Below are 13,077 nucleotides of genomic sequence, written 5' to 3'. Positions count from 1 at the left end.
CGCAACGGGCAGGCCCGGTCGCCAGGCCGCCCTTTGACGTCAGTCGTGGCCGTGACCCCGACCCTTGCCATGGCCCTTGCCGTGACCCCGGTCGTGGTCGCGGTGGTCGTGGCGGTCGTCACGATCGTGGTACCGGTCGTCATGGCGGTGTTCGTCATGGCGGTGGTCCGGGCGACCCTGGCTGGGGTAGCGGCGGTCGTCGTCACGCACGAAGTACACCGGTTGGTTGCAGGCGCTGTAGCGCGAGCAATATCGCCTCCAGTCCTTGGCATGGCCCGGTGGCACGCGCATGTAGATGGGGCGCTGGCGCACGCCGTACGCAGGCGGCGCGATGATCACCGGTTGCGGGTACACCAGCACCGGCTGGGTGTTGCCGATGTCGATGCGACCGTAAAAGCCGGGCTGGTTGATGCCGATGCTCACGCCGACGTCCTGTGCCTGGGCAGGGGCGAAAGAAGCCGAAGCCGCGAAGGCGACGCTGGCGAGCAGGTGGCGGATGGTTGTGGTCTTCATGGTGGTTCAACGCGCTCGCGGGGGCTGGCGATGACAGGGGCCTGTTTCGAGGCGTGACGCGCTTTTCAGCCGCCAAAATGAAACAGGGCCCCAAAGGGCCCCGTTCAGGGTGCAGGGCGTGAAAGCCGCCCTGCCTGGGTGTGGTTCACCCGGCGATCAGTAGCCGCCGCGGCCGTAGCCACCGCCGCCGTCGCCACGGCCACCGCCGTAGCCACCACCGCCGCCTTCGCGACGGCCACCACCGTAGCCACCGCCGCCGCCTTCGCGACGACCGCCGCCACCACCGCCGTTACCGCCGCCGTAGGGGCTGCGGAAACCAGCGGGACGTTCTTCACGGGGGCGAGCTTCGTTGACGACCACTGCGCGGCCGGCCACGGGCTGACCGTTCAGGCCGTTGATCGCGGCTTGTGCCTCGGCGTCAGAGCCCATTTCCACGAAACCGAAGCCCTTGGAGCGACCGGTTTCACGGTCCATCATGACCTTGGCGGAGCTGACGGAACCATATTGGGAGAAAGCGTCACTCAGATCCTGATCACGCACGGAGTAGGCCAGATTGCCCACGTAAAGTTTGTTGCCCACGAGTGAGCCCCTTTCAAAGTAACCATGTGGAGCTTCAACCCATCAGGACCCATTCCAAAGACGGTGCCGCTTCCAGACACAGACCGGATCATTATGGGTGAAGGTTTTGGGTTGCACCAGGGTTTTCCGCCCGTATTTTTCGGCAGACGACCACATTGCGCGGGTTTTGTGGTACGGGGTCCTCAGGTTTTCATAGGGGCCAGCCCTATGATCGGAGCGCATTTCTCCTTCACCCGAGTCCGAAAACACGATGCTCATTTCTCCTGACGCCCCCATCCGGCCCGCCAGCCGGCAGCGCCGTTTCGACTGGTGGCAGGCCTTGGTGCGGGTGCTCTCGAGCATCGAGGCGGTGCGCGATGGGCGTGCCATGTACGTGCTGCTGGCCGCATACGCCGGCGCGGGCACGGCGATGGCGTCGGCGATCAGGGCTTACGGGCAGGGCGGCTTGCCCCTGGCCATCGGGTTGGGCACGGCGGCGCTGTTCATCGCCTTCTACGGCAGCAACGCCGCGGGCCTGATGCTGATGGACAGGGCGCTGGGCCAGCCGGTTCGCGACCCGCGTGACGCGGTGTTCGACGCCCTGGGCATTGGTCACCGGGTGCTGCTGGCTCTGCTGGTGATGCTCTTGGCGGCGGCGGTGCTGTCTGCGGCGGTGCTGGGGCTGTACTGGCTCAGCGGCCTGGGTGGCCTGGGCGTTTGGTTGTTCGCGCTGGCGGTGCCGGTGACGGTGTTGCTGATCGGCCTGGCGATGCTCGCCGGGGTGGCGGTGGTGGCGCCGCTGACCGGGCCCACGGTCTGGTCGGGTGCCTCGAGCTGGCAGGCGGTGCGCACCTTGTGGCGCCTGATCCGTGAGCGCCTGCTTCAGGCGGCCGTGCTGACCGGTGGCGTGAGCCTGGCCACGGGCCTCGTGGGGGCGGCCACCAGCGCGATGGTGCTGGTGGGCGGCCGCGTGATGGCCGAGGCCTCGGTGTACGTGCTGGGCGTCAACGTGCCGCCCCAGGCGCTGATGGCGGGGCTGTTCGGCCGCACCGTGATGATCGCCGACGTGTCCACCGTGGCCGCGCGCGACCTGACCTACATCTCGGCGGCGTCGCTGGGCGGCGGGGTCATCTTCGCGCTGGCGCTGGTGTTGCCCACCCTGGTCTACCTGCGCGGGGTGTGCGAGGTCTACCTGGCGCTGCAGGCGGCCGACGAGGCCGAGGCACATGGGGACACCGATGACTGACCTGGCCCCTGCTGCGCCTTGTCCGTGCGGATCCGGGGCGGCTTACCTGGCCTGCTGTGGCCGCTACCACGCAGGGCCTTTGCACCTGCAGGCGCCCGATCCGCAGGCGCTCATGCGCTCGCGCTACAGCGCCTTCGTGCTGGACCTGCGCGACTACCTGCTCGCGACCTGGCACCCCGATCACCGCCCCACCTGCATCGAAGCCCCGGAGCCTGGGCTGCGCTGGCTGGGCCTGCAGGTCAAGCACTCGGCGATGCACGGCCCGGACCGAGGCGAGGTTGGTTTCGTGGCGCGCAGCAAGCTCGGGGGGCGTGCCCACCGCTTGGCCGAGCGCAGTGAGTTCGTGCGCGAAGGTGGGCGTTGGTTCTACACCTGTGCGCTGGACGCTGATTGAGGCGCGGCAGCAGTGGGGCTCAGGCGCCATTGCGCGACAGAGCTTCGGCGATCTGACACAGCGCAAGTGCGCGGCCCCCTTACTCGAGGGGTTTAACGCGTGTCGAAAGGGCTTCCCCGGGCGACAAGGCGCGGGCATGTCTCTATGGTTCAGGCGTTGACGAACGAGTCAGCGACGAGCAACCGAACACCGAGCCCGACATGATCGAGAAGTTGAATGTCATCCAGGCCATGATGGCCATCCTGGGCCTGTCGGCCGTGGCCATCACCGCGCTGGAAGGCGTGATGATCGGCCGCCGAGCAGCGCAGGGCCGCGAGCCCTATGACTGGCGTGCCTTCTGGACGACCGTGCGCATCAACCTGTGGCGCGTGGTGGTCGAGTCGATCCCGATGGGCGTGGTGCTGGGCGCCTCGCTCCCGTTTGGCGCCTGGATGTACGAGCAGCGCCTGTGGACGGTGCCCATGGACACCTGGTGGGGCTGGGTGGCCATGTTCTTGTGCACCGAGTTCTTCTACTACTGGATGCACCGTGCTGGCCATCGCATCCGCTGGTACTGGGCTTCGCACCAGGTGCACCACTCGGGCAACCAGTACAACCTGGCGGCGGCTTTTCGCCAGTCGATCACCGGCAAGGTGACGGGCGGCTTTGTGTTCTTCGCGCCGCAGTGCCTGCTGGGTTTCTCGCCTGATGCGGTGCTCATCTCCTACGGCCTGAACCTGGTCTACCAGTTCTGGATCCACACCGACATGGTGCCCAAGCTGGGCTGGATGGAGGGCGTCTTCAACACGCCGTCGGCTCACCGCGTGCACCACGCCGCCAACGTCGAGTACCTGGACTGCAACTACGGCGGCACGATCATGCTGTTCGACCGGCTGTTCGGCACCTACGTGGAAGAGAAGGACGGCGTGCCGATCCGCTACGGTTTGGTGAAGTCGCAGACATCGAACATCGCGCTGTGGGTGCTGTTGGCCGAGTGGGTGGCCATCGGGCGAGACCTGCTCAAGGTGCGCAACCCGCTGCATGCCCTGGGCTACCTGTTCGGGCCGCCTGGCTGGGCGCCCCACGGCCGTGGGCTGACCACCGAGGGGCTGCGCGAGAAGATGAAGCAGCTGACGGGCGAGGCCGCCGGGGCGCCGCCGGAGTGGTTGCTCGATGGCAAGGATGTCCCGCCAGCGGGGGCGGGCGCCTCCTCCGAGCCAGCTGGGGCCAAGCGGGCCGAGGCCCTGTCTCGGGCCTGACAGACGGCGCGGCGCCGATGTCTGCCGCGTCAAGCACCCGGCGTTCGCACCGCAACGATCAAGGGCCCCTCGTCGGGGCCCTTTCACTTTCCTTGTCCCGCGCTCTTTGGCTGCGTTGTGGAGGCGCCTCAGGCCTTGGGGCGAACCTGCGTGGCCTCCTCCAGGTGACCGAGCCATCGCATGGCTTGCTCACGGCTGTCGCCGCACATCTCGGCCGATGGTTGCAGCGAGCCGCACACCGCCGGCCGTTCCGGTCGGCCAAAGAGGCGGCAGCGCAGCGCCTCGTCGAGGTGAGGGCAGGGCACGCCTGCAGGCTTGCCGTGGGGCAGGCCGGGCAGGGGGCTGCTGATGGAGGGGGCGATGCAACAGGCGGCGCAGGCAGGGCGGCAATCCATGGACGCGATTGTGCGCCCGAGTGATGGATGCCGATGCCCGCGATGAAGCCACGGAATCCCCCACCGAGGGGAAGCCCTGGGTAAAATGGAAGGTTGCTCAAAAATGAGGCAGAGTGCCCATGCTGTATCCCCAAGAATTTGACGTCATCGTGGTCGGCGGTGGCCACGCCGGCACCGAAGCCGCCCTGGCTGCGGCCCGCATGGGCTGCGCCACGCTGCTGTTGACCCACAACATCGAGACGCTGGGCCAGATGAGCTGCAACCCGTCGATTGGCGGCATCGGCAAGGGCCACCTGGTCAAAGAGGTGGACGCGCTGGGCGGTGCCATGGGCCTGGCCACCGACGAAGGCGGCATCCAGTTCCGCATCCTCAATTCGAGCAAGGGCCCGGCGGTGCGCGCCACCCGCGCCCAGGCTGACCGCATCCTGTACAAGGCCGCCATCCGCAAGCGCCTGGAAAACCAGCCCAACCTGTGGGTCTTCCAGCAGGCGGTGGACGACCTCATGGTCGAGGGCGATGGCGACGGGGCCCGCGTGGTGGGTGCCGTCACGCAGGTGGGCATCCGCTTTCGCGCGCGCGCGGTGGTGCTGACGGCCGGCACCTTCCTGGACGGCAAGATCCACGTCGGACTGCAGAACCACAGCGCCGGCCGTGCCGGTGACCCGCCGGCCATTTCGCTGTCGGCTCGCCTGAAGGAGCTCAAGCTGCCGCAGGGGCGCCTGAAGACCGGCACGCCGCCGCGCATCGACGGCCGCAGCATCGACTTCTCGAAGTTGAGCGAGCAGCCTGGCGATGGGGTGGGGCTGGTGGGGGGCTGGGGCTCGCCCGGCGCGCCGCTTTCCGCGCCCACGGGTGCGGACGTGCCCGTGTTCAGCTTCCTGGGCACGCCGGAGATGCACCCGCGCCAGCTGCCTTGCTGGATCACGCACACCAACCAGCAGACGCACGACATCATCCGCTCTGGCTTCGACCGCAGCCCGATGTTCACGGGCGTGATCGAAGGGGTGGGGCCGCGCTACTGCCCCTCCATCGAGGACAAGATCAACCGCTTCGCCGACAAGGACTCGCACCAGATCTTCCTGGAACCCGAGGGCCTGACGACGAACGAGTTCTACCCGAATGGCATCAGCACCTCCCTGCCGTTCGACATCCAGCTCGCGGCCCTGCGCTCGATGCCCGGCCTGGAGAGCGCCTACATCCTGCGCCCCGGCTACGCGATCGAGTACGACTACTTCGATCCGCGCGAGCTGAAGTCCACCTTCGAGACCAAGGCCATTGGCGGTCTGTTCTTCGCCGGCCAGATCAACGGCACCACGGGCTACGAAGAAGCCGCAGCCCAGGGCCTGCACGCTGGGGTCAACGCGGCTCTGCAAGCCCAAGGCAAGGACGCCTTCACCCTGCGCCGGGACCAGGCCTACCTGGGCGTGCTGGTCGACGACCTGATCACCAAAGGCGTGACCGAGCCCTACCGCATGTTCACCAGCCGGGCCGAATTCCGCCTGCAGCTGCGCGAGGACAACGCCGACATGCGCCTGACCGAGCTGGGTCGCCAAATCGGCTTGGTGGACGACGTCCGCTGGGACGCCTTCAACCGCAAGCGCGACGCTGTTTCACGTGAAACAGAGCGACTGCGCAACACCTGGGTGCGCCCGGCCACCTTGCCCGCGGCCGACGCCGAGCGCTTGGTGGGCAAGGCCTTGGAGCGCGAGTACAGCTTGGCCGACCTGCTGCGTCGACCGGGCGTCGGCTACGACCAGGTGTCCGAGGTGGCGGGATTGGCCGCTGGCAACCATGCGCGCCTGCGCGCCGAGGCCGGCAAAGCACCCACAGCGTCCGCCGATGTTTCACGTGAAACCACCGATCGCGCGGCCCTGGCGGCTGAACTCGGCCCCAAGCTGGCGGAGGCCGTGATCGAGCAGGTCGAGATCAGCATCAAGTACGCGGGCTACATCGACAAGCAAAACGAAGAGGTGGAGCGGGCTGCGTACTACGAGAACCTGCGCCTGCCTGATGAGTTGGACTACATGGCCGTGAGCGCCCTCAGCCATGAGGCTCGGCAGAAGCTGAGCAAGCACCGCCCTGAGACGCTGGGGCAAGCCTCCCGCCTGTCGGGCATCACGCCGGCGGCCATTTCCTTGTTGCTGATTCACCTGAAGAAGGGGCGGTTCAAGGGCTTCACCGGCCAGCCGGGTGAGCAATCGGCACAGCAAGGTCAGGCGCAGGGGCAGGCACAAGCGACGGGGGAGACAGCGTGATCAAAGGTTTCAAGCGCCCCCTGGGGCACAGCAACTACACCGGCAATGGCGCTCCCAAAGGCCCCAGGCCACAACCCCGACAGGGGCCCAAGCCCGGAGCCTCCCGCGTGGTGAGTTGGTCGGAGGCCCAGTGGCTGGAGGCGATGGCGCCGGTGCTGGATGCCCTGAAGGTGACCCTGGACGACGCCCAGCGGCAGCGCTGTGCGGCTTACATGGGCATGCTCTCGCACTGGAACGCGACCTACAACTTGACGGCCTTGCGCGACGCGCAGGACATGTTCACCCACCACCTCAGCGATTGCCTGACGGTGCTGCCGCACCTCGCGAAGCACTTGGCGAAGGCGCCAAGTGATGCGGCTGCAGGCGTCGTCGGGCAGCAGGGTGGGGCGCTTCGGGCTGCGCCCATGGTGCGCCTGCTCGATGTCGGCAGCGGTGGTGGCCTGCCCGGCGTGCTGCTGGCCATTGCCCGCCCCGATGTGCAGGTTTGCTGTGTCGACACCGTCGGTAAAAAGGCCGCTTTCATCCGCCAGGTGGCGGCCGAGTTGCGCCTGCCCAAGCTGCGTGCAGAACACGCCAGGGTCGAAGACCTCAACTCCCGGCACGACATCGTCACGTCCCGTGCTTTCGCGTCCTTGGCCGATTTCGTTGCCCTCACGCGCGAGCGCCTGGCTCCGGGCGGTGTGTGGATGGCCATGAAGGGCAAGTCACCGGACGAAGAGCAGGCTGTGCTGCCCGACGACGTGGAGGTGTTTCACGTGGAACCACTGCAGGTGCCCGGCCTGGATGCCGAGCGTTGCCTGGTTTGGATGAGGTTGCGCGGATGAGCGCCACGCGCTGGCGCCAAGCATGGTGGGCTGTCTGCCTGATGGTGGGCCTGTTTGCGCCGCCGTTGTGGGCGGCAGGGACGGTTGCCGAAGCGGGCGCCGTCAGCCGTGCGGTGGAGGTGGCGCCACCCAAGGGTTGGACACCTGACATGCCCCTGTTTCAGGAAGAGGCCAGCCCCCGCAGCCGAGAGGCTGCGCTGCAGGAGCCAAAGGGAGAGGGCGGCCATGCGGCAGCTCGCCGAGGCAAGCCTGCTGGCGGTCGCGACAGTGCGCCGCCTGCGCCGACGCAGGTCAAAGGCAAGGCAGGCGCTGCCACCGCCTTGGCCGCAAAGAGGGGGCGAACCCAAGGCAAGGCCGAGGTCAAGCTGGCGGTCAATGCAAGCAAGAAGGTGGGTGGGAAGGCAGTTTCAAGGGCGAGTTCAAAGGCGAGTTCAAAGGCGCAAGTGACCGCTGGCGCGGCGCGGTCTGCCCAGGCAGGCAAGAAGCCCACCGCCCAGGCCCCTCGGGCGATGTCGAAGCTTCATGCCGATCGTCAGGCCGCGAAGCGACCCGATCGAGTGGCGGCCAACAAGCACGCGGCCTCTGCCACCAGGTCAGCAGGAACCGCCACCGTGCGCGCGGCCAAAACCCAACAGGCCCGAGGCAAGGCCCGTCAGGGCACTCGCGAGCCCACCCTGGCTCGGCGTGCTTCCTCGCGGGGCAAGCCGGACGGCGAGCGAGTCGGTCGTTCGAGCGTCAAAAAGGGGTGAACCGGGCGGTCGCATGCGGTCTGCGGCAACTGCCAGCCCCGCGCCTGGGTGCGATCGGCGTGCCGACCCAGCGGTGATAATGTGCGCATGCCGCACATCTTCTGCATCGCGAACCAAAAGGGCGGGGTGGGCAAAACGACCACCACGGTGAACCTGGCAGCAGGCCTGGCCAAAGTCGGCCAGCGCGTGCTCATCGTCGACCTCGACCCCCAAGGCAACGCCACCATGGGTTCGGGCGTGGACAAGCGCACCCTCGCGCATTCGGTCTACGACGTGCTGCTCGACGACGCCACCATCGCCGAAGCGCGCGTGCGCAGCGAGAAGGTGGGCTACGACGTGCTGGGCGCCAACCGCGAGCTCGCCGGTGCCGAGGTCGAGCTCGTCAACCTCGAGCGCCGCGACCGCCGCCTCAAGACGGCCATCGAAGCCGCTTCCGCCGACTACGACTTCGTGCTCATCGATTGCCCGCCGTCCTTGAGCCTGCTCACCCTCAACGGCCTGACCTGCGCGCATGGCGTCATCGTGCCGATGCAGTGCGAGTACTTCGCGCTCGAAGGCCTCACCGACCTGGTCAACACAGTCAAGCAGGTGCACGCCAACCTCAACCGCGAGCTGCAGCTCATCGGCCTGCTGCGCGTCATGTTCGACCCGCGCATCACGTTGCAGCAGCAGGTCAGCGATCAGCTCAAGACGCACTTCGGCGACAAGGTGTTCGACACCGTGATCCCGCGCAACGTGCGCCTGGCCGAAGCGCCCAGCTACGGCCTGCCGGGCGTGGTGTTCGACCCCTCGTCCAAGGGCGCGCAGGCTTTCGTGGCCTTCGCCCAGGAGTTGGTGCAGCGCGTGAAGGCAGACGCATCGCTCGCTTAGCGATGCCTGCCCATCGAAAGCGTGGGCGCGACACACTTTGGCCGTCACGTCCGCACGCATCAAGTGTGAGGGCGTCAGCCGCCTCAAGTCGATCTGTGCTGTTCCGATAAACACAGCATCGTCATTGAGCAGAGGCGTCCCATGTCCATTTTTCAGCGATTTGCGATTTTGCTGTCCTTGTGCTTGGCTGCCGTGCTGGTGCCTACCGGCATGTACATGCACAAAGCGTGGGCAGACATGGCAATCGCCGCCAAGGAAGATCAGGGTATCGCGCCCAGCCGCGCGCTGCTGGGGTTGATCAAGGTCACGCAGCAGCACCAGGGCCTGAGTGCCGTGTGGCTGGGCGGCAAAACCGAGGCTGAGCAAGCCCGTCGCGCCAAGGCGGACGAGGTGGATGCGGCTGTTGCCCACTACGCCCAGTTGCTGGCGTCCAGTGGCGGCGATGGACCCGTGGTCCAGCGCTGGGGCGAAGCCGTGGCGGCGTGGAAGGCGCTGCGGGCCCGTGTCGACGCCCAGCAGGTTGACGGGCCAAAGTCGTCTGCTCTGCACACCGCCGCCATCGGGCAGATGATCGCCACCCTGACCGCAGGTCTTGATCACTGGGGCCTGATCTTCGACCCGTCACCAGAGACGTACTTCTTGGTCATCGGCGCCCTGCAGGAAGCGCCCCAGATGATCGAATTCACCGGGCAACTGCGGGCGCGGGGCGCCAACCTCTTGTCGACGGGGGCTGAGCTGACGCCTACCGATCGTGCCCGTTACGCCGGCCTGACCGACCGGATGCACGACGCCTTCCAGCGGGTGCGGCACAACCTGCAGCGCGCTGCGGAAACCAGCGAAGCCAACGCGGCAGCGTTGAAGAAAACATCGGAGGATCTCGACGCCCTGGGCCAGCGCACGGTGGTCTATGTGGGCCAGCATGTGGTGCAACCCGAACAGCTTCAGCACCCCAGCACCGAGTTTTTCGATGAAATGACGCGCAACATCGACGGCATGTACGCCGCCCTGGACCCGTCGCTGGATGTTCTCAGCCAGAGCCTGCGTGCGCGTGTGGATTCCACGCGCAGCACGCTGGCGTTGATGCTGGCCTTGATCGTGGTGTTCCTGGGCGCCGCCCTGGCCTTTGCCGTGGCCACTGGCCTCTGGGTGCGGCGCTCGTTGGGCGCCGAGCCTGACGATTTGAGCCGCCTGGTCTCTCAAGTGGCTGAGGGCGACTTCACGGCGCGGCTGCCGCGCGGCGATGGGGTGGCTGTCGCTGAACACAGCGTGCTGGCGTCGCTGCAGCGCATGCAGGCCTCCCTCACCCGCGTGGTGAGCTCGGTGCGCGAGAACGCCGAACGCGTGGCTAACTCCAGTCGCGAGATTGCATCGGGCAACCAGGACCTGTCGGCCCGCACCGAGTCGCAGGCCAGCACGTTGGAGCAGACCGCTGCAGCCATGGAGCAGCTGCGCACCACCATTGCCCAGGGTGCCGACAGCGCCACACAGGCCAGCGAGCTGGCAGCCAACGCCAGCAGCATCGCCACCCGTGGCGGTGACTCTGTGAAGGCGCTGGCGGCCAGCATGCAGGAGATCAAACAGAGCGCAGGCCGCATTGCCGACATCATTGGCACCATTGACAGCATCGCATTTCAGACCAACATCCTGGCGCTGAACGCCGCTGTCGAAGCCGCCCGAGCCGGCGAGCAGGGGCGTGGCTTCGCTGTGGTGGCCACCGAGGTGCGCGCGCTGGCTCAGCGTTCGGGGCAGGCGTCCAAGGAGATCCGCACGCTGATCGGTGACAGCGTCGGTCGCATCGACGCGGGCAGCGAGCAAGGCGCTCAAGCTGCAGCGAGCATGCAGGAGATGGTGTCGGCCATCCAGAACGTGTCGACCCTGATCGCCGAGGTCAGTGTCGCAGCGCGCGAACAGAGCTCCGGTGTCGCGCAAGCGGGTGATGCGGTGACGCAGATGGACCAGATGACCCAGCAAAATGCGGCCATGGTGGAGCAAAGCGCCGCTGCGGCGCAGACGCTGGCCGCGCAGGCGCGCGAGCTGAACGAGTCGGTGGCAGCGTTCCGGCTGTAGATTGGGGCCCGGCCCGGCCAGCTGAGGAGTCCATCACCGCTGATGATCGACGCGCGGGCCGCGCACAAGGTAAGCGCTTGCGGCGACAATCACGGGCATGGCGACCAAGAAATCCAAAGGCCTGGGCATGGGCCTGGAGGCCCTGCTGGGCCCCAAAGTCAGCGACACCCCTTCGAGCAGCGCATCGGGCGACGGCACACCCTCGACCTTGCGGCTCGACCTCATGCAGCCCGGCAAGTACCAGCCGCGCACGCGCATGGACGAGGGCTCGCTCTACGAGCTGGCCGAGAGCATCAAGGCCCAGGGCATCATGCAGCCCATCCTGGTGCGCCCGGTGGGCGGTGGCCGCTACGAGATCATCGCCGGTGAGCGCCGCTCGCGCGCCGCCAAGCTGGCTGGCCTGACCGAGGTGCCCGTGCTCGTCAAGGACGTGCCCGACGAGGCCGCCGCGGCCATGGCCCTGATCGAGAACATCCAGCGCGAAGACCTCAACCCGCTGGAGGAGGCCCAGGGCCTGCAACGCCTGACCGCCGAGTTCGGCCTCACGCACGAGCAGGCCGCCCAGGCGGTGGGCCGCTCGCGCAGCGCCGCCAGCAACCTGCTGCGCCTGCTCAACCTGGCCGAGCCCGTGCAGTCCATGCTGATGGCCGGTGACCTGGACATGGGCCACGCCCGCGCGCTGCTGCCCCTGGACAAGGCCGTGCAGATCACCACCGCCAACGAGGTGGTGGCCAAGAAACTCAACGTGCGCGAGACCGAAAAGCTCGTCGCCAAGACCCAGGGTCAGGGCCGCCAGTCCCCGCTGCTGCGCGTCAAGAGCGAGAAGACGCGGGACCTGCTGCGGCTGGAAGAGGAGCTCTCTGACTTGCTCACCGCGCAAGTGGGCATTCACATTCGTCGCAAGACGCTGCGGGGCGAGCAAGGCGAGCTGACGATCCAGTTCGGCAGCCTTGACGAGCTCAACGGCCTGCTCGACAAGCTGCGCCAGGCCGGTGGCGGCGAGGCGGCCTGAGCCGACGGCGGGTGACCCACCTGCTCGCCAAGGCCCTGAACTGGCCCGTGCCGGCTGTGCTGACCTGGCTGGCAGCCTGGGCCCTGGCCTGGGCATTGCGGGCCGCTGGCGCCCCGCTGTGGGCCGCCCTGGTGCTGCCGACCGCGCTGGGGGCCTGCGCGGCCTTGCTGCCCTTTGTGGCCACCACCGCCTGGCGGCGCGTGTTCGTGGCGGCGGGCTTTCCGATGAGCGTGCTGGCGCTGGGCCTGACCAGCGGCTCAGGCGCGCCAGGCGGGCAGGGTGGGGCGGCCATGGCTTGGTGGTGGCTCGCGCCCCTGGCCCTGCTGCTGCTGGCCTACCCGCGCCGCGCCTGGCGTGACGCGCCCGTCTTCCCGACCCCGCGCGGCGCTTTGCTCGAGCTACCGAAGCACGTGCGGTTGCCGGCAGGCGCGCGCGTGCTCGACGCCGGCTGTGGCATGGGCGACGGCCTCATCGAGCTGCGCCGCGCCTTGCCCGAGGCCCGCCTCGAAGGCGTCGAGTGGAGCGCCCTGTGGCGTGCCGTCAGCGCCTGGCGTTGCCCCTGGGCCACCGTGCGCCGAGGTGACATGTGGGCCGACGATTGGTCGGCCTTCGACCTCGTCTACCTCTTCCAGCGACCGGAGTCCATGCCGCGCGCCATGGACAAGGCCCGACGCGAGATGCGCCCGGGCAGCTGGCTGGTCAGCCTGGAATTCGAGGCGCGCGACGCCGAGGGGCGGGCCTGGACGCCGGCGGCGCGCTGGGACCTGGCGGGCGAGCGCCCGGTGTGGGTCTACTGCATCCCCCGGCGATGAGGCGCACCGTAATAGTCCGACGACCACCCTCTTGCCGAGTTGAGATGGCGGCATGAAGATCGCGTCCACTATGAAGATGGTGGACGCGATCGTAAAACAAGAGCCTGGCGCCAAGTCACGCTCTACGGGGGTGCGCTTACGGCG

General features: G+C 67.8%; 13 protein-coding genes. 10 read left to right on the top strand and 3 right to left on the bottom strand.

The features are described from left to right. Positions 1–39 precede the first annotated feature (39 nt). Both ABG80_RS04385 and ABG80_RS04380 read right to left on the bottom strand, forming a co-directional pair. The gene (locus tag ABG80_RS04385; protein WP_058086556.1) at positions 40–513 is read right to left on the bottom strand and encodes a hypothetical protein; all 474 of its coding nucleotides are present in this window, start codon (positions 511–513) and stop codon (positions 40–42) included. 156 nt (positions 514–669) lie between these two features. Then, a complete protein-coding gene (locus ABG80_RS04380; protein ID WP_058086555.1) occupies positions 670–1,092 on the bottom strand; it encodes an RNA recognition motif domain-containing protein in 423 nt (140 codons plus the stop codon). A 250-nt stretch (positions 1,093–1,342) separates the two neighbouring features. Between ABG80_RS04380 and ABG80_RS04375 the strand changes: the two genes are divergently transcribed. The 3 genes from ABG80_RS04375 (at position 1,343) to ABG80_RS04365 (ending at position 3,949) form a co-directional block, all read left to right on the top strand. Next, complete coding sequence (locus ABG80_RS04375; RefSeq protein ID WP_058086554.1) at positions 1,343–2,317, top strand: hypothetical protein; 975 nt, start codon at positions 1,343–1,345, stop codon at positions 2,315–2,317. After that, positions 2,310–2,711 carry a YchJ family protein gene (locus tag ABG80_RS04370; protein WP_058086553.1) on the top strand — a complete coding sequence of 134 codons (402 nt, stop codon included), beginning with the start codon at positions 2,310–2,312 and terminating at the stop codon, positions 2,709–2,711. The genes ABG80_RS04375 and ABG80_RS04370 overlap by 8 nt, the downstream gene beginning before the upstream one ends. Positions 2,712–2,911: 200 nt before the next feature. Next, positions 2,912–3,949 (top strand): sterol desaturase family protein, encoded by a 1,038-nt coding sequence (locus tag ABG80_RS04365; RefSeq protein WP_058086552.1) that lies wholly within the window; start codon positions 2,912–2,914, stop codon positions 3,947–3,949. Positions 3,950–4,077: 128 nt separating this feature from the next. Here ABG80_RS04365 and ABG80_RS04360 read toward each other — a convergent pair whose 3' ends face one another. After that, positions 4,078–4,344: a YkgJ family cysteine cluster protein gene (locus tag ABG80_RS04360; RefSeq protein WP_058086551.1), complete on the bottom strand. Its 267-nt coding sequence runs from the start codon at positions 4,342–4,344 to the stop codon at positions 4,078–4,080. Positions 4,345–4,463: 119 nt separating this feature from the next. Here ABG80_RS04360 and ABG80_RS04355 point away from each other — a divergent pair, with 119 nt between their 5' ends. From ABG80_RS04355 to ABG80_RS04325, 7 genes are all read left to right on the top strand, one after another. Next, complete coding sequence (locus ABG80_RS04355) at positions 4,464–6,599, top strand: tRNA uridine-5-carboxymethylaminomethyl modification enzyme MnmG/GidA (protein WP_058086550.1); 2,136 nt, start codon at positions 4,464–4,466, stop codon at positions 6,597–6,599. Positions 6,600–6,742: 143 nt separating this feature from the next. Further along, on the top strand, positions 6,743–7,423 hold the full coding sequence (gene rsmG / locus ABG80_RS04350) for a 16S rRNA (guanine(527)-N(7))-methyltransferase RsmG (RefSeq protein ID WP_058086575.1): 681 nt from the start codon (positions 6,743–6,745) through the stop codon (positions 7,421–7,423). Beyond that, entirely contained in the window at positions 7,420–8,172 is a 753-nt protein-coding gene (locus ABG80_RS04345) for a hypothetical protein (RefSeq protein WP_058086549.1), read from the top strand. The genes rsmG and ABG80_RS04345 overlap by 4 nt, the downstream gene beginning before the upstream one ends. Before the next feature lie 87 nt (positions 8,173–8,259). Next, positions 8,260–9,042, top strand: coding sequence for a ParA family protein (locus ABG80_RS04340; protein WP_058086548.1), 783 nt, complete (start codon positions 8,260–8,262; stop codon positions 9,040–9,042). A 141-nt stretch (positions 9,043–9,183) separates the two neighbouring features. After that, positions 9,184–11,109 carry a methyl-accepting chemotaxis protein gene (locus ABG80_RS04335; RefSeq protein ID WP_058086547.1) on the top strand — a complete coding sequence of 642 codons (1,926 nt, stop codon included), beginning with the start codon at positions 9,184–9,186 and terminating at the stop codon, positions 11,107–11,109. A gap of 97 nt (positions 11,110–11,206) precedes the next feature. Next, positions 11,207–12,121, top strand: coding sequence for a ParB/RepB/Spo0J family partition protein (locus ABG80_RS04330; RefSeq protein ID WP_058086546.1), 915 nt, complete (start codon positions 11,207–11,209; stop codon positions 12,119–12,121). A gap of 11 nt (positions 12,122–12,132) precedes the next feature. Next, positions 12,133–12,933 carry a class I SAM-dependent methyltransferase gene (locus tag ABG80_RS04325; RefSeq protein ID WP_321166031.1) on the top strand — a complete coding sequence of 267 codons (801 nt, stop codon included), beginning with the start codon at positions 12,133–12,135 and terminating at the stop codon, positions 12,931–12,933. The last annotated feature ends 144 nt before the right edge of the window (positions 12,934–13,077 follow it).

Source organism: Aquabacterium parvum, assembly GCF_001447195.1.
GTDB lineage: Bacteria > Pseudomonadota > Gammaproteobacteria > Burkholderiales > Burkholderiaceae_C > Aquabacterium > Aquabacterium parvum.
This window is presented reverse-complemented; position numbering and strand designations above follow the sequence as displayed.